At 47.6% G+C, this 20,882-nt stretch carries 19 protein-coding genes and 1 riboswitch; of the genes, 12 read left to right on the top strand and 7 right to left on the bottom strand.

Going from position 1 to position 20,882, the window contains the following annotated elements; translation table 11 throughout:
* Positions 1-140 precede the first annotated feature (140 nt).
* Both GS501_RS08810 and GS501_RS08805 read right to left on the bottom strand, forming a co-directional pair.
* On the bottom strand, positions 141-1,688 hold the full coding sequence (locus tag GS501_RS08810) for a GMC family oxidoreductase (RefSeq protein ID WP_237442501.1): 1,548 nt from the start codon (positions 1,686-1,688) through the stop codon (positions 141-143).
* Between the two features lie 352 nt (positions 1,689-2,040).
* Positions 2,041-2,643, bottom strand: coding sequence for a gluconate 2-dehydrogenase subunit 3 family protein (locus GS501_RS08805; protein WP_160831506.1), 603 nt, complete (start codon positions 2,641-2,643; stop codon positions 2,041-2,043).
* A 144-nt stretch (positions 2,644-2,787) separates the two neighbouring features.
* Between GS501_RS08805 and sucB the strand changes: the two genes are divergently transcribed.
* Complete coding sequence (gene sucB, locus GS501_RS08800; RefSeq protein WP_160831505.1) at positions 2,788-3,894, top strand: dihydrolipoyllysine-residue succinyltransferase; 1,107 nt, start codon at positions 2,788-2,790, stop codon at positions 3,892-3,894.
* Between the two features lie 68 nt (positions 3,895-3,962).
* Here the strand turns inward: sucB and GS501_RS08795 are convergent, their stop codons facing one another.
* Together GS501_RS08795 and ahcY are read right to left on the bottom strand one after the other, a co-directional pair.
* The gene (locus GS501_RS08795) at positions 3,963-4,379 is read right to left on the bottom strand and encodes a DUF3597 domain-containing protein (protein WP_160831504.1); all 417 of its coding nucleotides are present in this window, start codon (positions 4,377-4,379) and stop codon (positions 3,963-3,965) included.
* A gap of 68 nt (positions 4,380-4,447) precedes the next feature.
* Positions 4,448-5,743, bottom strand: a complete 1,296-nt coding sequence (ahcY, locus tag GS501_RS08790; RefSeq protein ID WP_160831503.1) for an adenosylhomocysteinase — start codon at positions 5,741-5,743, stop codon at positions 4,448-4,450.
* A 284-nt stretch (positions 5,744-6,027) separates the two neighbouring features.
* Here ahcY and GS501_RS08785 point away from each other — a divergent pair, with 284 nt between their 5' ends.
* The 3 genes from GS501_RS08785 (at position 6,028) to GS501_RS08775 (ending at position 9,667) form a co-directional block, all read left to right on the top strand.
* Positions 6,028-7,107, top strand: a complete 1,080-nt coding sequence (locus GS501_RS08785) for a CorA family divalent cation transporter (protein WP_160831502.1) — start codon at positions 6,028-6,030, stop codon at positions 7,105-7,107.
* A gap of 253 nt (positions 7,108-7,360) precedes the next feature.
* Complete coding sequence (locus tag GS501_RS08780) at positions 7,361-8,797, top strand: catalase (RefSeq protein ID WP_160831501.1); 1,437 nt, start codon at positions 7,361-7,363, stop codon at positions 8,795-8,797.
* A gap of 237 nt (positions 8,798-9,034) precedes the next feature.
* The gene (locus GS501_RS08775; protein ID WP_202405383.1) at positions 9,035-9,667 is read left to right on the top strand and encodes a glutathione S-transferase family protein; all 633 of its coding nucleotides are present in this window, start codon (positions 9,035-9,037) and stop codon (positions 9,665-9,667) included.
* 119 nt (positions 9,668-9,786) lie between these two features.
* On the opposite strand, the gene GS501_RS08770 is transcribed toward GS501_RS08775, so the two are convergent.
* Both GS501_RS08770 and mutY read right to left on the bottom strand, forming a co-directional pair.
* Positions 9,787-10,419 (bottom strand): hypothetical protein, encoded by a 633-nt coding sequence (locus GS501_RS08770; RefSeq protein ID WP_160831500.1) that lies wholly within the window; start codon positions 10,417-10,419, stop codon positions 9,787-9,789.
* A gap of 34 nt (positions 10,420-10,453) precedes the next feature.
* Positions 10,454-11,515, bottom strand: coding sequence for an A/G-specific adenine glycosylase (mutY, locus tag GS501_RS08765; RefSeq protein ID WP_160831499.1), 1,062 nt, complete (start codon positions 11,513-11,515; stop codon positions 10,454-10,456).
* 55 nt (positions 11,516-11,570) lie between these two features.
* Here mutY and GS501_RS08760 point away from each other — a divergent pair, with 55 nt between their 5' ends.
* Complete coding sequence (locus GS501_RS08760; RefSeq protein ID WP_370517981.1) at positions 11,571-12,059, top strand: DciA family protein; 489 nt, start codon at positions 11,571-11,573, stop codon at positions 12,057-12,059.
* On the opposite strand, the gene serB is transcribed toward GS501_RS08760, so the two are convergent.
* Positions 12,056-12,955: a phosphoserine phosphatase SerB gene (gene serB / locus GS501_RS08755; protein WP_160831497.1), complete on the bottom strand. Its 900-nt coding sequence runs from the start codon at positions 12,953-12,955 to the stop codon at positions 12,056-12,058. The genes GS501_RS08760 and serB overlap by 4 nt on opposite strands.
* 45 nt (positions 12,956-13,000) lie before the next feature.
* Here serB and miaA point away from each other — a divergent pair, with 45 nt between their 5' ends.
* The 7 genes from miaA (at position 13,001) to gcvT (ending at position 20,868) form a co-directional block, all read left to right on the top strand.
* Positions 13,001-13,990: a tRNA (adenosine(37)-N6)-dimethylallyltransferase MiaA gene (gene miaA / locus GS501_RS08750; RefSeq protein WP_160831496.1), complete on the top strand. Its 990-nt coding sequence runs from the start codon at positions 13,001-13,003 to the stop codon at positions 13,988-13,990.
* A 33-nt stretch (positions 13,991-14,023) separates the two neighbouring features.
* Positions 14,024-15,811 carry a biosynthetic-type acetolactate synthase large subunit gene (ilvB, locus tag GS501_RS08745; protein ID WP_160831495.1) on the top strand — a complete coding sequence of 596 codons (1,788 nt, stop codon included), beginning with the start codon at positions 14,024-14,026 and terminating at the stop codon, positions 15,809-15,811.
* A gap of 116 nt (positions 15,812-15,927) precedes the next feature.
* Positions 15,928-16,947, top strand: coding sequence for a ketol-acid reductoisomerase (gene ilvC, locus GS501_RS08740; RefSeq protein WP_160831494.1), 1,020 nt, complete (start codon positions 15,928-15,930; stop codon positions 16,945-16,947).
* A 181-nt stretch (positions 16,948-17,128) separates the two neighbouring features.
* Positions 17,129-17,608 carry an adenosylmethionine decarboxylase gene (gene speD / locus GS501_RS08735; RefSeq protein ID WP_160831493.1) on the top strand — a complete coding sequence of 160 codons (480 nt, stop codon included), beginning with the start codon at positions 17,129-17,131 and terminating at the stop codon, positions 17,606-17,608.
* Positions 17,609-17,709: 101 nt separating this feature from the next.
* Positions 17,710-18,585: a polyamine aminopropyltransferase gene (gene speE / locus GS501_RS08730; RefSeq protein ID WP_160831492.1), complete on the top strand. Its 876-nt coding sequence runs from the start codon at positions 17,710-17,712 to the stop codon at positions 18,583-18,585.
* A gap of 22 nt (positions 18,586-18,607) precedes the next feature.
* A complete protein-coding gene (gene panB, locus GS501_RS08725) occupies positions 18,608-19,456 on the top strand; it encodes a 3-methyl-2-oxobutanoate hydroxymethyltransferase (protein ID WP_160831491.1) in 849 nt (282 codons plus the stop codon).
* Positions 19,457-19,501: 45 nt separating this feature from the next.
* Positions 19,502-19,591: riboswitch (glycine riboswitch) on the top strand.
* Between the two features lie 140 nt (positions 19,592-19,731).
* Positions 19,732-20,868, top strand: coding sequence for a glycine cleavage system aminomethyltransferase GcvT (gene gcvT / locus GS501_RS08720; protein ID WP_160831668.1), 1,137 nt, complete (start codon positions 19,732-19,734; stop codon positions 20,866-20,868).
* Positions 20,869-20,882 lie beyond the last annotated feature (14 nt).

Genomic DNA, 20,882 nt, shown 5'->3' with positions numbered 1-20,882 from the left:
GGAGAGGCTTCAAGATGAAAATGGTGTATCCAATGCGGAGGGAACGATCTCAGAACGGCTATCTCCGCCCTTATTGATCGCCCTATCCTTTAGAAAAGGAGGAAAGCTATGTCAAGCTTTTCTAGATCACTAAATGACAATTAATAGCCAGCCTTCATCATTGCCTCCGCAGTCCGCAACGATAGCGCCATAATGGTTAAAGCAGGATTGGCAGCCCCCGCACTTGGAAAAGTTGAATGATCGCTAATCCAAAGATTTTCAATGTCAAAACTACGGCCCTGAGGATTCACAACGGACGTTCCAGTATCGTGTCCCATCCGACATGTACCAATCATATGAGCGGCTCGGCTAAAAACACGGATATCCTGCGCTCCAACGGATTCCCATAATCGTGTCATTAAACGCGTTGCGTGGCGATCCATCGCATTCTCATTAGGACCATATGTATAATCAATTCGAGGCTTGGGCAGACCAAAATCATCCCGCTCATCAGATAATGTCACCCGATTTTCATCACGTGGTAACGTTTCCCCATGCATGCCAATCCCAGCACTTTTATTATAATGCCGCAATGCGCGACTAAGGGCATCCCCCCGGCGACGATCGGCCCGTGCCAAGCCAACAGACCATGTGATTGGCATCATCCCAAGCGATTGAAGCAAATAACCGCCAGCAAAATCGGCATCCTTAGGACGCACCATGTCTTCCGTAATCGTTAAAGATGGGTACCCTTTATTAGGATATGTTTCCTCATCAAAAACACCCCATACCTGGGTCGATATATGCGTCATATAATTCCGACCTACCTGCCCAGAACTGTTTGAAAGTCCGGTATGAAGGAGTAACCGTGCCGTCTCCACGGCACCGGCTGAAATGACAACTGAGCGACATTTTTGTCTTTCTTCTCGTCCTTGCTTCACATAAAGCACGGCTGAAATACGACCCTGTGTGTCACGCTCAAAACCCGTCACCATGCAACCAGTACGCAACTCCGCTCCATGGGCCCTCGCAGCCGGTAACCACGTATTATCAGCGCCAGACTTTGCACTATTGCGGCATCCTTGATGGCACGCCCCACAATTAACGCAAGCATCACGCTGACCGTAATAAGGCTGGTCACGGCCACGCGTAATCAGAGCGACTGGACCGTCAGAAGAGCGTAATCCTAAATGATCGCAGGCTTCTCGCATTTTCTGCGCTGCACTATTGCGCGCAGGAGGGGGATAAGCATAGCGACGCTTTTCATCCCATGGATATGGATTAGGTCCGCTTACACCAATAAACTCTTCAACACGTTCGATATAGGGAAGAAGTGCTTTATAGTCGAAAGGCCAATCTTCTCCTTGGCCTGTCTCCGTTTTTAAGTGGAAATCCCTGGGGTCCATCCGAGGAACAAAGGCTCCATAATGAAGAAGAGATCCTCCAAGGCCAGTTCCACTATTATTCCCACCAAATGCTTGTGGGTTTTCGCCACCAGACAAACGTTCATGCGACCAGTAAAGGGCGCCTGCTCCTATTTCATCTGGTGTATAATTTTTAGCATCAAAAACTGGACCTGCTTCCAACGCCACAACACGACGGCCGTAACGCGCCAATTCGGCCGTTAAAGGAGCTCCACCTGCCCCGGTACCGATCACAACGGTATCAACCTCATCATGACATGAAAAATGCTGCATTTCAGGGCTCATAAAGGGACATCCATGTTTGTGAGTGTACTGGGGTACATGGGGATTGTACGGCCATGTACCCGTTGACGTACTGAATCTCGTGGACGGTACTGTACCCCCTTATAAAAAGGGGATTGTACACAGGGGGTCTGTGGACAATTCTGGATAAGATCCTGCAACCGTTGATATGCCTTGCTCTTAAAGTTGTACACAGTGTGAGTAAACTGGGGTACATTTTTAGAAAGCCGGGTACCACAGTACTCACAGGCAACCTTTACATCCTCAATCTCTTTATCTTTTCTTTTTATTAAGAGAGATGATATTTCTTTCGTCATCACACACCGACACTCTTTTTTTCAACATAGAAACAAGATCACTCTGCTTCGAATGGCTTTCTTTCATTGGCAGAGATAGATGGAAATCCTTCCAAATGATCATCCCCACCGGTTAAATTTGCAGACAACCCAAGAAGAGTTTGGGGTATTGGATGAGATAAAAAACAGGAGAGGATGTCAGCTCGAACGTCGCGTATCCATAGAGACATTTGAACGGGTGTTAATGGCGCTTGAGAAACAAAAGGTGAAAATGTTCCATCATAAGCATGGTCTAAAAGAGAGCCTCGTTGATCGGATGTTAGTTTTTCATAACGCGTTTTAAAAAGATCATAGGCATGGGCTTCTAATGTCATTAGACCAGCTTCATACGCCTCAAGATCAGAAGGCAATTCGGCAAACCGCCATCCATCACGTGAACTTGCAAAAGTGTGATCAATCATAACAGCAAGATTGAGATGAGTATTTCCTATAAGGAGCTCCTGAGGAAGAATGTCATCACATACTATTTTCAATAGAGAAAAAGCTTTGGGTGAAAGATATTGAGGCAGGGCTTTTTCTTGATTTATACGCTCGAGCAACAACGTTCGTGTGTGCGTTGATAAATGAGGCGAATTCAAAAAGAACGACAAAGAAGTTGTCATAGTGTGATATGTCCTCAAAAGAGTGCGAAGGGAATCCCCTTTCCGTTTGCAACAAAAATAAGGTATTCTTTTTACAAACGATAAAAGGCTCTTAACCACTGAAGAGCCCATGCCTATTTCCAAATCTATATGGCAGGAGTCAGAATGACGGTTGAAATCCAGGTACCCGATTTGGGAGAAAGCCTTAACACAGCAACAATAGCACATTGGTTAAAACAGCCAGGTGATTATGTGAAGCTAGGCGATAATATCCTGGAACTTGAAACGGACAAAGTTAGTCTCGAGGTGACGGCTTCTACGAGTGGCGTGTTGATGCACATAGAGCCCGAGGGTAAAGATGTTGAGGTCGGACAGGTAATTGCAGCCATTGATGATAATGCCGTTGCCCCGACAGTACAACCGGAAATAGAGCCCAGTAAGACAACAGAATCAACAGAACAAGAAAATAGACTGTCTCAGCCTTTTTCAGAGGTCTCTTCGGCTCCTAAGAAGGAACCAGAGGTTCCATCCTCTAATGTGGCTCCAGAGCCTTCTACGTCCCTCTCAGGAGGGGGTGAGCACCGTGTCCCCATGAGCCGGTTGCGTAGAACGATCGCGCGTAACTTAAAAGAAGCACAAAATACAGCGGCTATTCTAACGACGTTCAATGAAATTGATATGACGGCTGTCAAAGAGCTTCGAGCTGTCTATCGAGATGCATTTTCCAAAAAACATGAGGGGGCTCGTTTAGGCTTCATGTCCTTTTTTGCGAAGGCCGTGATTGGAGCGCTTAAGGAATATCCCATCATCAATGCACAAATTGATGGTGATGATGTCATTTATCGTGATCATGTTAATTTAGGCATTGCGGTTGGCACAGAGCGTGGACTTGTTGTCCCGGTCTTACGTCGTGCTGAGGATATGACTTTTGCAGAGCTGGAGCGTCGTATTGCGGATTATGGGAAACGTGCGCGGGATGGAAAATTAACGCTGGATGAGCTTGGCGGTGGAAGTTTTACTGTCACGAATGGTGGTATCTTTGGCTCGCTTCTCTCGACGCCGATCGTTAATAGTGGTCAATCCGGTGTGTTAGGAATGCACGCGATCCAGGATCGTCCTGTAGCGCGTAATGGAGAGATTGTCATTCGTCCCATGATGTATGTTGCTCTTTCTTACGACCATCGTTTGATAGACGGCCGAGAAGCGGTCAGCTTCTTAGTCCGTTTGAAAGAACTTATTGAAGATCCGCGGCGTTTATTACTGGATGTTTAGGTTCTAAAGAGTACTCCCTCGATTTTTAATGAAGAGTCGAGGGAGTACTCTTTTCTTAAACTAACGTATTAGTGTCCCCAATTAGCGGGGATTTTGCCGCCATTTTGAGCAAGTTCTGTGTAAACCTGCTTAATGAGCCATACATTCATAGTGGCTGTATCGTTCTTATCACCCGTATAATGGAGCTCGTCAGCAAGGGTGCGCCGGGCTTCCAGAGAACTATCAAGGCCGAGCAACTTTAGCAGATCGACAATGGATGTCTGATAGTTCAGAGGAGTGCTCGCTTTGCTTGCAAGATCCTTGAGAACCGCTTCAACATCAACATGAGCAACGCTAGCTTCAGGAGTAGGCGCCGGTTGCTGCGTTTTATCATTAGATTCTGGAGCAGGTGCTGCATTAGAATCCTGTGATGTATCTGGTGAAGAGCCTGTCAGTTTGTGAGCAAAATTAGATACTGATGAAACAATATCACTAAAGATTCCCATGGAACATTTCCTCTCTAACGGTAGAGCTTCCTGCCTTTATGGAAGGCAGGAGAGCGGTGTAGACAGACTTAGTAACGGTAAAGATCATGTTTGAATGGGCCAGTCGGAGACACACCGATATAATCGGCCTGGCGTTGTGTCATCTTCGAGAGCTTGGCGCCAACTTTGGCTAAATGCAAGGCCGCTACTTTTTCATCCAAAATCTTTGGAAGCGTATGGACCTTATTCTCGTAAGTTCCAGGCTTTGCTGTCCAAAGCTCAATTTGAGCGAGGGTTTGATTGGTGAAGGAAGCAGACATGACAAAGGAAGGATGTCCCGTTGCATTTCCAAGATTGACCAAACGCCCTTCAGAGAGAAGGATAATGCGGCGATTTGGAGCAAGCTCAATTTCGTCAACTTGTGGCTTAATATTAATCCACTTATGGTTACGCAGTGCGGAAACTTGAATTTCGCTATCAAAGTGACCAATATTGCAAACAATAGCGCGATCTTTCATGGCGCGCATATGTTCAATAGTAATGATATCTTCATTACCAGTGCAGGTTACGAAGATGTCACCGCGTGGAGCAGCATCTTCCATCGTGACAACTTCATATCCTTCCATAGCGGCTTGTAGAGCACAGATTGGGTCAACCTCAGTGACAAGAACGCGGCACCCTGCATTCCGGAGAGAAGCCGCAGATCCCTTACCAACATCACCATACCCAGCGACAACAGCGACTTTTCCAGCCATCATCACGTCAGTACCACGGCGGATGGCATCGACGAGACTTTCGCGACAACCATATAAATTGTCGAATTTGGATTTCGTGACACTATCATTGACGTTGAAAGCAGGAACTTTGAGAGAGCCTTTGCGTTCCATCTCCCAAAGACGATGAACCCCCGTCGTCGTTTCTTCTGAAATACCACGAATATCTTTCAGCATTTCAGGGTATTTTTCGTGCATTAATGTTGTGAGATCACCACCATCATCAAGGATCATATTGGGTGTCCAACCATCTGGGCCTTTGATGGTTTGTTCAATGCACCACCAGAATTCTTCGTCTGATAGGCCTTTCCACGCAAACACAGGAATGCCTGCTGCCGCGATGGCTGCTGCTGCTTGGTCTTGTGTGGAGAAAACATTACAAGAAGACCAACGAACGGTTGCGCCGAGAGCAATAAGTGTCTCAATCAAAACAGCCGTCTGAATGGTCATGTGCAGACAACCTGCAATGCGCGCCCCTTTAAGAGGTTTACTCTCACCATATTCTTGGCGAAGTGCCATCAAGCCAGGCATTTCACCTTCAGCAATGGAAATCTCTTTACGTCCCCAATCAGAGAGGGAAATATCGCGTACTTTATAGTCCTGCGTAGCCATGAATTTTCCTTACTATTCGGTCAAGGTAATGCTGTCGCATGAGGAAAAATGAGGCAGGCTCAAAGCCCCCATGGCGGTGTGGGGACTATAATGCGTTGTGGGAATGGTGGAAAGCATAGGTGAGAGTGTCATTTTATTTTACTTTAAAAGATGGTTCAATGTTGCGTATTACAAGATGTCATGTCAGACAAAGGGGCCGTTTAAACGGTGATAAACTGATTGAAAAATTCGAATTTCGCTCTGTGGCATTTTCTAGTGTTTGTTTGCCATAATGGGAGGATGCTGTGCCCGATCATACTGCTCGCAACTTCCCGTTTACTGTCTTAGATCCCTCTTTACGGGGAGAAAAGAAGCCGAGTGTCGCAAGAGGGCTGGTGTGGGCTATCAAGGTGACACCAGGAAAAGAGATTGAGTCATTAGATGCTGAGGCTGTTGATGCGATTCTTTCGGCTTCTTTCGATGAAGGAGAATTGGTCAACACACCGGATAGTTGGGTGTGGTTACATTTTGATACAGTACACAGCTCGGCGCGCGCGCATGTTGCCCATCTTAAAGGAATGCCCGAAGAAGTTGGCGCTATGCTCGCGGAAACAGAGTACAATATCGCATTAGAAGCGCAAGACGATACCGTATGGGGAGCCTTGCCAGCATTTGATGATGCTCTCGCTGAGGAAGATCGGGAAATTTGTGCATGGCGATTTGCTATGCGACAACATATTCTTATCACAACACGTCGGACGCCTATCCCTGTTTTGGGAGCGGCTTATCGCTCTCTTCATGGCCATCACATCCCCAAAAATCCCGCTGGGGTGATTGACCGTATTCTACGTGATTTTACAGGAACGGTGAGACGCCAATTAGCCCAGCTAGATGACGAATTGGATCGCGCTGAAGATGTTTTGCTCACGATTGAGCATGGGTCTGATTTGGGGCATCTCGGGGGGATCGTCGGAAAGGTCCGCCGGCGAGCGACAGAACTTCGGCGTGTGGTGATGCCGATCGATCGTGTGTTACGCGATGAGGATTTAGAATTACCAGAATGGGCAGAGGATGATTTGCGTGATCGTGCAGAAGAGCAAATTCATGCAGCCTTGGATGATCTTATTGCCTTACAAGATCGTGCACGTTCTTTGCAGGATGAGTTAGGTTCTGGCCAGGCAGAAGAAACAAATCGTCGCCTTTATATCCTCACTATCGTGACGACGTTGATGCTGCCTGCAACGTTTGTGACGGGATTTTTTGGTATGAATACGGGCGGCATGTTTCTTGCTGTTGGGAGTTGGGGAACTGTTTTTGCAGGGGTTTTCTGTTTCCTTGCTATGGCCGTTACGTTCATCATTATGAAGTTAGTAAGATTACTGTGATAAAGAGTGTTTATAAGTCGTTGAAGCGCATAAAAATGATAATGATAATCATTATCATCTAATACATAATAATTAATTATTTCAATTCTAAGAATAGACTCTGAATGAAAGAAGAGTCATCTTACAATGCGCAAGGGTTCATTTGAGAGGAACATCAAGTGAATCGATAATAGAGACAAGATTAATCCTCTTTACTCTTTGGTAGGATAAATTATTCTTCGTAACCAGATAGATAAAGGCAGGAGACCTTAACATGTCTGATAAAACACTACGTACGACCGCTGGTGCCCCATGGCCAAATAACCAAGACAGCAAGACGGCCGGTCCTCGGGGACCAATGTTGTTAGAGAATTATCAGCTTTTGGAAAAACTAGCTCATCAAAATCGTGAGCGTATTCCTGAGCGTACGGTGCATGCAAAAGGGTCAGGTGCTCATGGTAAATTGACCATTACCAATGACATCAGCAAATACACGCGCGCGAAGGTTTTCTCAAAGGTTGGTAAAACCACAGAGGTGTTTGCTCGGTTCTCAACAGTTGCTGGTGAAGCTGGTGCTGCCGATGCAGAACGTGACGTAAGAGGCTTCGCGCTGAAGTTCTATACAGAAGACGGTAACTGGGATCTTGTTGGGAACAATACGCCAGTTTTCTTCATCCGTGAGCCTTTGAAGTTCCCAGACTTTATTCACACGCAAAAGCGTCATCCTCGTACACATTTGCGTTCTGCAACTGCGATGTGGGATTTTTGGTCCTTAAGCCCCGAGAGCTTGCATCAGGTCGCTATTCTGATGTCGGATCGCGGCTTGCCAAAAGGTTTCCGTCACATCAACGGATATGGTAGCCACACATATTCTTTGTGGAATGAGAAAGGCGAGCGTTACTGGGTGAAGTTCCACTTCAAAACCCAGCAGGGCCATGAGTTCTACACGAATGAAGAAGCCGCTCAGGTTGTTGGTGGGGATCGTGAGTCATCGCAGGCTGATCTTTACAACGCCATCGAGCGTGGTGACTTCCCACGTTGGAAAGTTTACATCCAAGTAATGGAAGAGACTGAGGCTGAGCGTGTCAATTTCAACCCATTCGATGTAACGAAAGTATGGTCTCATAAAGACTATCCATTGATCGAAGTCGGTGAAATGGAATTGAACCGTAACCCAGACAATTATTTTGCAGAGGTTGAACAGGCTTCTTTCTCGCCATCCAATATTGTTCCAGGGATTGGTTTCTCACCTGATCGGATGCTTCAGGGACGTATCTTTGCTTATGCTGATGCGCACCGTTACCGCGTTGGCACACATTATGAGGCCCTTCCGGTTAACCGTCCGAAATTCCCTGTTAAGAACTATCATTTGGATGGGCCAATGCGCTTTGATTCACCAAAGAATGGTGATGGCGAGTACTATGAGCCAAATTCCTTTGGTGGTCCAGTTGAGGACAGAAGCGCTATCGAGCCACCTTTGCGGGTGAGCGGTGATGCAGCTTATTATGATCATCGTTCTGACGGTGACGATTACACACAAGCGGGTAATTTGTATCGTCTCTTTGATGATGCTCAAAAACAGCGTTTTTATAAGAACATAGCTGGTGCCATGGCCGGTGTTCCTCAGCACATCATTGATCGTCAGCTTGCTCATTTTGAGAAAGCTGACCCAGCTTGGGCTGAAGGTGTTCGTAAGGCGCTGAAAGGCTAAGCTGCTTGAAGAAGAGTCCCTTAACATATAAGGGGTTCTTATGAAGAGCATATTAGAAGGCCCTCCTGATATCATGTCAGGGGGGCTTTTTCGTTAATATGATATTATTAATGTGCTTCTGTATTGGATTTTCGATATCATCAGTCTGCGCAAAGCGCTTTGGGTTGAAAGGAAGGGATCACTCGTTGAAGCTGGGTGTGAGCCCCTCATCCTGAGGCCCTGCATAAGGAAATTGACATGTTGAAACTATATTATGCACCAGGAACATGTGCTCTAGCGTGCTGGATTGCTCTAGAATGGGCTGGTCTTGAACATGAGGTTGAAAAAGTAGATCCTCATGCTGAGAGTTACCTCAAAATCAATCCTTTAGGACTTGTTCCTGCTTTGGATATTGGGGCTCAGCGGCCTTACACTCAAGCTGATGCCATTTTGCAATATGTTGCTCACTTGGCACCTGCTGCAAAACTTGGCGCTGTTTCCGATAAAGAAGGGGTATTGGAATTTACTGAAACAATGTCGTTTCTTACAGGTGATTTCCATCCGGCTTTCTGGCCTTATTTTGCTCCGCAACGATTTACAACGGAAACAAGTTCGTCTGGAATTTCTGCGGTAAAAGAATCAGCCTATGCTAGGGTTGCACGGGTTTTGGAGCATTTGAATAATCTTATTGAGACTTCTGGTGGGCTCCATGTTTATCGAGGCAGACGTAGTGTTGCGGATGCTTATGCTTATATCATGACACGGTGGTCCACGCCGATGCCTGGGACAGCGAGTTGGAAGAATTATAAAACTCTTTCCCAGTTTATGGATACAATGTCCAAAGATTCTTCTGTTCATAAAGTTTTGAAGGCATCTAACAACAATCAGTAACGAGTTATGATAATTAAGGAATAAATATTTATAATGTGCTGATAGTATTTTTGAGTGACTTAAAATGAGTAGGGGCAGGAAGGTATTATTTCCTGCCCTTTAGTGAAATTGATATGGGATTAGCTTTTTGATTCTTTTAAACATCTTATAGTGAACGTTTGTTGAGTATCTGCCCCCCAGCCCTGTAGAGTAATTGTTGTTTCATTGCCTGGAGTGAGTTCTCCAATGGCATGTAATTGTCGGGCGTTGCGTCCTGTACAAAACTGGAAATCTTGAAGAACGACAACATTATCACCTTCAGGACGGAAGTGAGCGGGGCCACACTCCTTGCCCTCAGAATCAAGAATTGCTGAGCTATTTCGATCAATTAAAGCAGAGAGACCATTGAACATCTCTATGGTTAGTGGGCTAAATTTTTCCCATCCCATTAAGCTTGCAGCGTTGAAGTGTGTTAGCTCATTGCGTGGGTTAATGCTAAACCAGGAGTTACGTTCTTTAACGCGTAGTCCAATGAGATTGTCCCCCGCGTCAACCATTTCGAGATCAGGGAAAGCGCGTGGGAGAGTGGAACGTTTGCGGAGCATGGCTGTCGCAGGGAGTTTCAAAGGGAGTGGTGCTAAAGCAAAAAGATCTGGATAATTGTAGGGTGTGAAAGGGCGGCGGATTAACTCATCGCGAATGGGATCGTGGTCAATGATATGTCCAAACCAATCGAGAAGCCATAGATGCGTCAACAATGTTGAATCACTCATATTAAATAATTCCTCCTAATTATAGCAACTTATTCTACAATACTGGGTCAGTTTTTCCAATGAGAATACATTTTTTCATAGCTCCTGAAAGAATGGATTCATTAAGGAAAAGAAATTTTCCAAATGATGGTTTTATGTCATGCTGTAATTCGTTATCAGAAAGTAAATATTCATAGACATTGAGATAAAGAGTAAAGTGGCTGAATATGTGCTTTATCTGTCCACGATGACGCCATGGGCCCTTATAAGGCGCAAATGTTAAAGCATCGTGAAAGTCCCAAGGCTGATCCTCCCATGGGGTTCCTGGTAATTCGTTTGTCCCGCCGAGGAGCCCATGGGAGGGACGTTGGCGTAATAATATGGCGCCATCAGGTTTGATGAGACGGAAATAAACCCCATAACGATTGGGGCGCGGCTTTTTGGGGAGGCGGCGTGGGAGAGTGTCTGCCTGACCGGCTTCAAGGCCTTGGCAGTTTTTTTGTAAGGGGCAGGTTAAGCAGGAAGGGTTGCGCGGCGTGCATAATGTTGCCCCAAGGTCAAAAAGAGCTTGAGCAAAATCAGAAGGGCGTTTTTGAGCGTCAAGATGAGCATTCAGTGTGGAGGCGTGGCGTGCCAGCAAAGGCCGTGATGTAGGAAGAGGATCCTCTATATTGAAGAGACGTGCGGTAATACGCTCAACATTACCATCGACGGGAACGACTGGTTGATTAAAGGCGATTGAAGCAATCGCACGTGCTGTATATGCCCCTATCCCAGGGAGTTTGAGCAATGAGTCGAGATCACGCGGAAAAGTGCCTTGCTCAGCAATGTGCTGAGCACATGCATGGAGATTACGTGCACGGGCATAATAGCCTAGACCAGCCCAAAGCTGTAAAACATCTGCTTGTGGTGCTTGAGCAAGATCATGAATGTGTGGGAAGCGTTTGAGAAAACGCTCGTAATAAGGACGTACTGTTTGAACAGTGGTTTGTTGCAGCATGATTTCACTGAGCCATACATGGTAAGGGTCAGCGTCTTGGCCATTTTTTGCGCGCCAAGGGAGGTCACGGCGATGGCGATCATACCAGCGGAGTAGAGAAGGTGCATCAAGTATCACGTAGGTGGATATGACGAAGAAACAGCCATTCGACAAGAGCAGAGGCCAAAAAAGGGTGTCTCATTCACCCGTTAAAATACCAAAAGAAGTGGTTGAATCATCACGTTCAGGTGCTCGGATGATTGGTGCGCTCATTCCGGCGCTGACTCGCCAAGCTTTTCGGAGAAAGTCACCACTTTTTGTGCGTCTTGTCATGGATTGGGAGCATATTGTGGGCCCCCATTTGGCCCAGCAAAGTGAACCATGCCGCTTACGACCCGGCGTGTTAACGATCCGTTGTTCTGGTCCTGTGGCGATGGAAATTCAGTATGGCATGCCAAGAATTATAGAGCAGATTAATATGGCGTGTGGATTGCGTGGTGATGCTGTCATACAGCAATTAAAAATTATACAAGATCGTACAATAATGACTTCACTACCTAAGAGACGAAAACTATCCTCTCGACCTTTTATTGTATCGGATATGGAAGAGGGGCCTTTGCGTGAAGCTCTAGAGCGGTTGGGCGGCCATATTGCCGCCCAGTCACGCCACCGTAAGAATTAATCTTCGCTACCAACAATGGCAGAAGCTGGATAACCCTGGGCGAAGATGTGAGCACGCATCCCGCAGAAATTCACCTGACGGTCAATAACTTTGCGGACATTTGGCTTTGCGTGGAAAGCAATGCCCATCCCGGCTGCTTGCAGCATAGGAATATCGTTTGCGCCATCCCCCGTTGTGATGCTGGCTTGTATTTTAACGCCACGCTCTTCGCACATCCGCTCAAGGTGAAGTTTTTTCTCTTCAGGGCCAAGGATGGGGCCGAGGAGTTGGCCTGTGATAATACCGTTTTTAATTTCAAGATCGTTACCGTAATGCTCGTCGAAGCCACAGAGCGGAGCGGCACGAGCCGTGAACCAATCAAAGCCACCAGAGATCAGTGCCGTACGGGCGCCGTGTGCTTTCATGGTTTGGACAAGTTCACGAACACCGTCACTTAATTTAAGGACGTGTAGTACTTCGTCGAGCAGGGATTCAGGCTGACCAGCAAGAACAATGGTGCGTTCACGCAGAGACGTTGCGAAGTCCATCTCACCATTCATCGCACGGTTTGTGATTTCGGCAATCTTTTCTCCCGTACCGGTGCGTTTGGCGAGCTCGTCTAGTGTTTCCCCGGCAAAAGTGGTGCTATCCATGTCGGAAATAAGGATGGCTTTGCGACGACCACGTGATTTATTGAGCAGAGCATCAACCTTAAGGGAAGCTAACGCTGCACGGATGGTGGCGTGTGTTGCGGCACCAGCTTCTGGGGTAGGACAAGGAATATCAACAGCCTCTCCCTCAGAAAGGACGACAGGGGCCTCGCCTTTGACCAAATTACGGGCGATATCAATCGCTTCTTTCGGTAGGGTACCGTTGCGTCGGTTGGCGACAAGGGTAAGAACATAGGGAAGGGACATGATAGTTCTCGCTAACAGTTCAGAAGGTAGGGCCAGAACAGCACGATGAATGCTTCTGAAAACGCGATCATTGTGGCCGGACCAACGTGTTCGGGCAAGTCAGCATTAGCGCTTCATTTGGCAAAGCTGTGTTGCGGTACAGTCATCAATGCAGATTCCATGCAAGTTTATCACGATTTGCATATTCTAACGGCACGTCCTGCAGCGGAGGATGAAGCGGCAGTACCGCACCGTCTTTATGGGGTGTTGGAAGCATCACAAGCGGGGAGTGTTGCATGGTGGCGTCAACAAGCCTTATCGGAAATGCAACGTTGTTGGCAGGAAGGGCGTGTGCCCATTCTCTGTGGTGGGACGGGCATGTATCTGCGTTCCCTTACAGATGGGCTTGTTGAGGTTCCTGACCCTGGTGAAGAGGCGCGGCGAGAAGCACGCACTCTTTTGGAAGAGATTGGAGCCCCAGCCTTATATGAACGTCTTTTGGCGTTGGATCCCCAAACAGCGTCTCGCCTTAATCCGCAGGATTCTCAGCGTATTGCACGTGCTTGGGAAGTAAGAATTGGCACAGGAAGGGGCTTATCTTCCTGGCAAGAGGAGGTCGCTCTTCCTCCTGCCCCATGTCGTTTTGTCTCAGTTCGGTTAGACCCGCCGCGGGATCAATTGCGGGCGGCGATCGCCGTGAGATTTGAGCGCATGATACGCGTTGGCGCTCTCGAAGAAGTGAAGGCACTTCTAGCCAAAAAACTCCCTCCTACTCTCCCAGTGATGCGTGCGCATGGGGTGCCAGAGCTTGCGCATGTTTTAAATGGGGATTCCTCTTTGGAAGAAGCGACGGAAATGGCTGTGCGCGCAACAGGGCGGTATACGCGTCGTCAGGCGACGTGGTTTCGTCATCATGCACTGGGGAAAGAGGGGGATTCTATCATTTCATTTCACAGATTTGATATAAATGAGAAACTTTTGGAAAGTGAAATACAAAAAATAGAAAATTTTATGTTAAATCGAATTGACCTCTCTTCGACGGGTCTTTACACCTAGAGGCCGTTTCGCGGCCTTGGAATAGGAGCTTCTATGCCTGCTCATGAATCAACTACGACATCTCTCATGGTTCCGACCGGTGCGGAGGTTGTTCTACGTGTTCTTGAAGAGCAAGGCGTAGAGGTTATCTTCGGTTATCCAGGCGGTGCTGTTTTGCCAATCTATGATGCTTTGTTCGAACGCAAAACAATTCGTCATATCTTAGTCCGGCATGAGCAGGCAGCGGTGCATGCAGCCGAGGCCTATGCACGGTCAACGGGCAAAGTTGGTGTTGTGCTTGTTACGTCAGGCCCTGGAGCGACGAACGCCGTTACGGGTTTGACGGACGCAAAGATGGATTCCATCCCGATCGTTTGCCTGACGGGTCAAGTTCCTGTGCCCTTGATCGGAAAGGACGCCTTCCAAGAAGCCGATGTTGTCGGGATTACAAGCCCTGTAACGAAGAAGAGTACCTTGGTGCGTGATCCCGCTGAGTTAGCACCGACGTTGCGTGAGGCGTTTGAATTGGCACGGAGCGGACGCCCGGGGCCTGTATTGGTTGATCTTCCTAAAAATATCACGGTTTCTGAAGCTCCATTACCACCGGCTCCTCAGAAAAGTGCTGCAGCACCTGCAAAAGAGAGCGTGGATGAAGCGGCCATTGCCCGTGCTGTCGACGCGATGAAGAAGGCTAAAAAGCCGTTATTCTATACGGGGGGTGGTGTTATCAATGCAGGGGATGAAGCATCCGATTTATTGCGTGAGCTCGCAAAACGTACGGGGTTCCCTGTTACCTCAACCTTGATGGGGCTTGGGGCTTTCCCTGCATCAAATGATCATTTTCTTGGTATGTTAGGCATGCATGGGGCTGTTGAAGCCAACATGGCCGCGCATGATTGTGATGTGTTGATTGCGCTGGGCGCGCGGTTTGATGACCGTGTAACGGGGCGCGTGGATGGGTTTTCGCCACATTCCTTTAAAATCCAAGCAGATATCGACCCTCGTGAGTTTGGCAAAATTATCCCCTCGGATGTCAAACTTCAGGGGGATTTAAAGGCGACGCTTAAAGCTCTTTTAGCGGCGTGGGGTGATACAAAGCCATCCGATCTTTCAGCATGGTGGCAGGATATTGCTGCCTGGCGTGCCATTAATGGATTTGGCTACGAGCAAGGTAAAGATGCAAAGGCGTCCATTAAACCTCAACACGCAGTGCGTCGTCTTTATGAGCTATCGAAAAAGACCGGACGTGATACGTTTGTTTCTACTGAGGTTGGACAACATCAGATGTGGGCAGCTCAGTTTTTTGGGTTTGATGCGCCACGTCATTGGTTGACCTCTGGCGGTCTGGGAACGATGGGATATGGTCTTCCTGCTGCTGAGGGGGTCCAAGTTGCCCATCCGGATGCTTTGGTCATTGATATTGCCGGGGAAGCTTCCACACTCATGAATATTCAAGAGTTGGGAACGATTGTTCAATATCGCCTACCGGTGAAGATTTTCATCCTCAACAATCATTATTTGGGGATGGTCCGTCAATGGCAGGAATTGGTCCATAACTCGCGTTATTCACAGTCATATAGTGATGCATTGCCTGACTTTGTAAAATTAGCAGAGGCCTTTGGGATTAAGGGGCTGCGCGCGACGACATTGGGTGAACTTGATAGCACGATTGAGGCTATGTTGGCCCATGATGGACCTGTCTTGGTGGATGTCCATGTGACAGAGGAAGAAAGCTGCTACCCGATGATTCCGTCAGGTGCCACTCATGATCAGATGCTCCTAGGGTCTGGTAAAGTCGTGGGGGGAGCAGAGCTGACCGAAGAGGGAAAGCGCCTCGTTTAGAATTAGGTTAACCTAAAAGGATGAACCATCTGGTTGTGGGGTAAGGCCCTTTAGCCAGAAAGTGGGGTCACTTAGGCCCTCATTAGATTGGCCTGTGGGCTATGAAGGAGAGAATTGTGCGCGTTTATTATGATCGTGATGCCGATATCAACTTAATCCAAAATAAGAAGGTAGCGATCATTGGCTATGGTAGCCAAGGTCATGCTCATGCCAATAACCTACGTGATAGTGGTGTGCGTGAGATGGTTGTTGGGCTCCGTCCTGGATCTACCGCTATTGCCAAAGCAGAAGCAGCAGGCTTCCGTGTTGTGGCGCCAGCAGAAGCGGCTGCTTGGGCTGATGTGGTGATGATTCTGACACCGGATGAAGGTCAGGCAGCACTGTATAAAGATCATTTGAAACCACATTTGAAACCGGGGACAGCGTTGGCATTCGCCCATGGTTTGGCCATTCATTTTGGTTTGATTGAGCCAAGCCCTGATATGGATGTGTTCTTGATTGCGCCAAAAGGACCAGGACATACGGTAAGATCTGAATACCAAAAGGGTGGTGGTGTTCCTTCTTTGGTCGCCGTGGCACAAAATGCATCAGGCCATGCACTTGAGATTGCTCTTTCTTACGCATCGGCAAATGGTGGCGGTCGTGCAGGAGTGATTGAGACGAGTTTCCGTGAAGAAGTGGAAACAGATCTCTTTGGTGAGCAAGCTGTTCTTTGCGGTGGAACCATTGATTTAATTCGTGCCGGATTCGAAACGCTTGTTGAGGCTGGTTATGCTCCTGAAATGGCGTATTTCGAATGCTTGCATGAGATGAAGTTGATTGTTGATCTGCTGTATGAAGGCGGTATCTCAAACGTCAATTATTCCATTTCCAATACGGCTGAGTATGGCGAGTATGTGAGCGGCCCCCGTGTCGTGACAGCAGAGACAAAAGAAGCCATGCGTAATGTATTGAAAGACATTCAGGATGGGACGTTCGTACGGAACTTTATTTTGGAAAATCAGTCTGGCAATGTGAAATTCAAGGCAAAACGTCGCCATGACAGTCAACACCAAATTGAGCAGGTCGGCGAGAAGCTGCGTGGTATGATGCCGTGGATTTCCAAAAACAAGTTGGTTGATAAAACACGTAATTAATTGTTTTTTCGCTAGAAGAGGCCCTTTCTTCGGTATTTCAGACTGAGGAAAGGGCTTTTTTATGTTAAGTATGCTGAGAATAAATAGTTGTATTTAAGAGGGATGTTGTTTAGTAAATGGCCCTCCTTGGCCCAAGGGGGCATATTGCCCAACAGGCTGTCTACTGGTTTGGGGGTACGTGATGAACGCACTTGCTCAACTGGGGATGGTATCGGATCTTCCGAGAGATATCCAGAACGCTGACACAATATCGGCTAATGCCGAAAATAAGGACTATTTCATCTCGCATGATGGCGAGAAGTTCGCAGGCAATCACCTGTTAATTGATTTCTGGGACGCCCAGAATCTTGATGATCCAGAACGTATTGATAGTATATTGCGTCGTGCAGCGGATGCTGCAGGAGCTACTATTTTGCATGGTCATTTCCACCATTTTACACCGAATGGTGGGGTGTCAGGCGTGTTGGTTCTCGCAGAAAGTCATATTTCTATTCATACATGGCCAGAGCGTAATTTTGCCGCTGTTGATGTGTTTATGTGCGGGGCATGTGACCCACACATGTCTATTCCTGTGATGCAGCAGCTTTTTCAAGCTGGGCGAATAGAAATGGATACGTTTCGTCGTGGCCGCGTTATGCAACGTCATTTACGAGCAGCATAAGATTAATTTTCTATCGTAATTAGAGATGAAAAGGCTGAGTTTGTATCTTTAAGAAAGAATACAAGCTCAGCTGATCCTTCGTTGCGTGAAGGGGAGATGTGATGGTTACTGATCTATGGGTGAATGAAAGTCTTTATAGCGACTGGGGACAACGTTTTCGAGTTGTTCGTGAATTAGCGCATGTGACATCTGAGTTTCAAGAAATTGTTATTTTTGAGAGTGCCAGTCATGGGCGTGTTCTTATGTTGGACGGGATCGTACAGATTACAGAACGAGATGAATTCGTTTATCAAGAAATGATCTCTCATGTTCCGTTATTAATGCATCCTAAAGCAGAACGCGTCTTGATTATAGGTGCAGGAGACGGTGGTGTTTTACGTCGTGTCCTGCAGCATCATACTGTTAAAAAAGCAGTTATGGTGGAGATTGACGGGGTTGTTGTTGATTTAGCCCGAAAATACCTCCCCGATATTGCTGGAGATGTTTGGAATGATCCACGAGCTGATGTGATTATTGGCGATGGTATTGATTATGTTTTGAAATCGGAAAAAAATTCTTTTGATGTCATTATTGTAGATAGTACAGACCCTATTGGTGTGGGTGAAGTATTATTCACAGATGAGTTTTATAGAAATTGTGAACGTATTCTTTCGTCGGAAGGGATTATCGTCAATCAATGTGGCGTCCCTTTCATGCAGGCTGAAGAGTTACGGGAAACAAGTTTGCGACGTGCTCAATTTTTTCCTCATGTTACGGCGTATCTTGCGGCAGTTCCAACATATGTTGGCGGATTTATGACCCTAGCCATGGCAAAAAAGGGCTCCCATCCCTACGAACTCAATATCGAATTGCTTCGATCACGTGCCCAGGACGCAGGGTTGCACGAGGTTTGTCATTATTGGACGCCAGAAATTCATATAGGCGCTTTTAACCTTCCTCCCTATATTGCGAGGCATCTTCCCCTATCAGAGGGGTAGCGATTGGAAGGAAACTTATTTCATGGCGCGTCGTACAACCGTTGCTGATGTTAGAAAAATGAAGTCGGAAGGGCGTCGTATTCCGATGGTAACGGCCTATGATTATTCCTCGGCACTCATTGCTGAGCGTGCTGGCGTGCCGATGATTTTAGTAGGTGATTCTCTTGGGATGGTTGTGCATGGGCATGAGACAACGTTGCCATTGCGCGTGGAGGATATGATTCTGCATGCGCAGATGGTCATGCGCGGTAGTCAAACGGCTCTTGTGGTCGTGGACTTGCCTTTCATGAGTTATGCAACAGAACAAGATGCCGTGACGTCGGCCCGGCGTGTTATGCAAGAAGGGCGAGGTCAAGCTTTAAAGCTTGAGGGCGGCGTTGAAATTGCACCGATTGTGCGGCGTCTGACAGAGATGGGCGTGCCGGTTATGGGGCATCTAGGGCTTACGCCACAATCTCAGCACCAGCTTGGCTTGCGTGTGCAAGCAAGGGAGGTCAACGCGGCTCGTAAATTGATTGATGATGCCAAAGCGTTGGAAGAGGCGGGTGCTTTTGCTGTTGTGTTGGAGGTTATCCCTGCTGAACTGGCTGCTCTTGTTTCGCGTGAATTGACGATCCCGACGATTGGCATTGGGGCTGGGGCTGGCTGTGATGGTCAAGTGCAAGTGTGGCATGATGTGTTAGGGTTGTTTGAGGGGAAATCCCCAAGACATGCGTATCGGTTTGCGGAAATTGGTCAGCAAATGGAGCAAGCCCTGCGGCGTTATGCGGAAGAGGTAACATTAGGACAATTTCCAACAGAGGCACAAAGCGCACACTTAAAACCGGATATTCTGACGGAATTGGAAAAAGGCCTTTCGAAGGCAAAATAGTGGCAAGCGAGGATTGCCAGGTTCAGGGGAACTTGGCAGAGTAGTGCTACCGTTACGGGAGAGTTTAGTTTTCCAGCTAACGCCGAAGGAGCAACCGCCCCGGAAACTCTCAGGCAAATGAACCGTAACGGTATTTTTTATTTCTGGAGAGAGGTGCGGCAGCACTCGCCGACGGGATAATGATCTCAGGCGGAAGGACAGAAGGGGTGCCGGGCTACAGGTTGTGAATCTGTGGCAGGGGTTTTTTGTCCATTTCTGTCGGGGCCGTTGAGCTGATGAATGAATCTCTCCAGCGTACACCACTTTATGATCTTCATATATCTTTAGGCGCTAAGATGGTGCCGTTCGCTGGTTATGAAATGCCGGTGCAATATCCTTTAGGGGTGATGGAAGAGCACCAACATACACGTAAAAAAGCGGGTTTGTTCGACGTATCACATATGGGGCAATTACGCATTCAGCCACGCCAGCAAGGCAATGGCAGTGTGGCGGCAGAGGCGTTTGAAGCGCTTGTCCCTATGGATTTTCAGAGCTTGCCAGTGGGGCGTCAACGTTATGCGTTACTCACGAATGATCAAGGTGGCCTTCGTGATGATTTGATGGTGGCCCGGCAAGAAGGGGGGCTCTTTGTTGTTGTTAACGCCGCGAATAAAGAAAGTGACGCTGATTATATCGAACAAGCTTTAGCTGAAAGCTGTAAGGTTAAACGTCAATTTGATCGAGCTCTTTTGGCGCTACAAGGGCCGAAGGCTGTTGAGGTGATCGCTGATCTTTTCCCTCAGGCACCGACAATGCGTTTTATGGATTGTATTGATACAGTGCTTGATGGTGCGCCCGTAACGATATCACGTTCTGGTTATACAGGCGAAGATGGTTTTGAAATTGGGCTGCCTGCTGAACTTGCTGAACGTGTTGCGCGTAAATTGCTTGAGCATCCCGATGTTGAAGCTGTAGGGCTCGGCGCTCGTGATTCGTTACGTCTAGAAGCTGGGTTGTGCCTGTATGGGCAGGATATAGATAAGACGACCTCACCTGTTGAAGCGTCTTTGATGTGGGCCATACAGAAAGTTCGGCGTCCAGGAGGAGAGCGCGCAGGAGGATATCCTGGAGCGGAAACAATTTCCCGGCAATTAGAAGATGGTGTTTACCGCAAACGCGTTGGCCTTGTGTCAGAAGGGCGTGCGCCCATTCGGGCAGGTGTAGAGTTGTTTGCGGATGAAACGGGTGAAGAAAAGGTCGGACGTGTCACATCTGGTGGTTTTGGGCCGACAGTTCAGGGTCCAGTAGCAATGGGGTATGTGAGCTGCGATAAAGCCTCACCCGAGACACGTGTTTTTGCGTCGTTACGAGGTCGTATGGTCCCGGTAACTGTGAAAGCAATGCCTTTTGTTCCCCCTGGCTTCAAACGTTAAGCACATAAGGAGAG

This window comes from Saccharibacter sp. 17.LH.SD (assembly GCF_009834805.1).
Lineage (GTDB): Bacteria > Pseudomonadota > Alphaproteobacteria > Acetobacterales > Acetobacteraceae > Saccharibacter.
The sequence above is the reverse complement of the archived record's forward strand: the minus strand, read 5'-3'. Positions and strand labels throughout refer to the sequence as shown.

What these genes read in the sequence shown, in the direction of transcription:
- GS501_RS08810 (WP_237442501.1), bottom strand. Translation starts at nt 1,688, where the DNA reads ATGAGCCCTGAAATGCAGCATTTTTCATGTCATGATGAGGTTGATACC.
- GS501_RS08805 (WP_160831506.1), bottom strand. Translation starts at nt 2,643, where the DNA reads ATGACAACTTCTTTGTCGTTCTTTTTGAATTCGCCTCATTTATCAACG.
- sucB (WP_160831505.1), top strand. Translation starts at nt 2,788, where the DNA reads ATGACGGTTGAAATCCAGGTACCCGATTTGGGAGAAAGCCTTAACACA.
- GS501_RS08795 (WP_160831504.1), bottom strand. Translation starts at nt 4,379, where the DNA reads ATGGGAATCTTTAGTGATATTGTTTCATCAGTATCTAATTTTGCTCAC.
- ahcY (WP_160831503.1), bottom strand. Translation starts at nt 5,743, where the DNA reads ATGGCTACGCAGGACTATAAAGTACGCGATATTTCCCTCTCTGATTGG.
- GS501_RS08780 (WP_160831501.1), top strand. Translation starts at nt 7,361, where the DNA reads ATGTCTGATAAAACACTACGTACGACCGCTGGTGCCCCATGGCCAAAT.
- GS501_RS08775 (WP_202405383.1), top strand. Translation starts at nt 9,035, where the DNA reads ATGTTGAAACTATATTATGCACCAGGAACATGTGCTCTAGCGTGCTGG.
- GS501_RS08770 (WP_160831500.1), bottom strand. Translation starts at nt 10,419, where the DNA reads ATGAGTGATTCAACATTGTTGACGCATCTATGGCTTCTCGATTGGTTT.
- serB (WP_160831497.1), bottom strand. Translation starts at nt 12,955, where the DNA reads ATGTCCCTTCCCTATGTTCTTACCCTTGTCGCCAACCGACGCAACGGT.
- miaA (WP_160831496.1), top strand. Translation starts at nt 13,001, where the DNA reads ATGAATGCTTCTGAAAACGCGATCATTGTGGCCGGACCAACGTGTTCG.
- ilvB (WP_160831495.1), top strand. Translation starts at nt 14,024, where the DNA reads ATGCCTGCTCATGAATCAACTACGACATCTCTCATGGTTCCGACCGGT.
- speD (WP_160831493.1), top strand. Translation starts at nt 17,129, where the DNA reads ATGAACGCACTTGCTCAACTGGGGATGGTATCGGATCTTCCGAGAGAT.
- speE (WP_160831492.1), top strand. Translation starts at nt 17,710, where the DNA reads ATGGTTACTGATCTATGGGTGAATGAAAGTCTTTATAGCGACTGGGGA.
- panB (WP_160831491.1), top strand. Translation starts at nt 18,608, where the DNA reads ATGGCGCGTCGTACAACCGTTGCTGATGTTAGAAAAATGAAGTCGGAA.
- gcvT (WP_160831668.1), top strand. Translation starts at nt 19,732, where the DNA reads ATGAATGAATCTCTCCAGCGTACACCACTTTATGATCTTCATATATCT.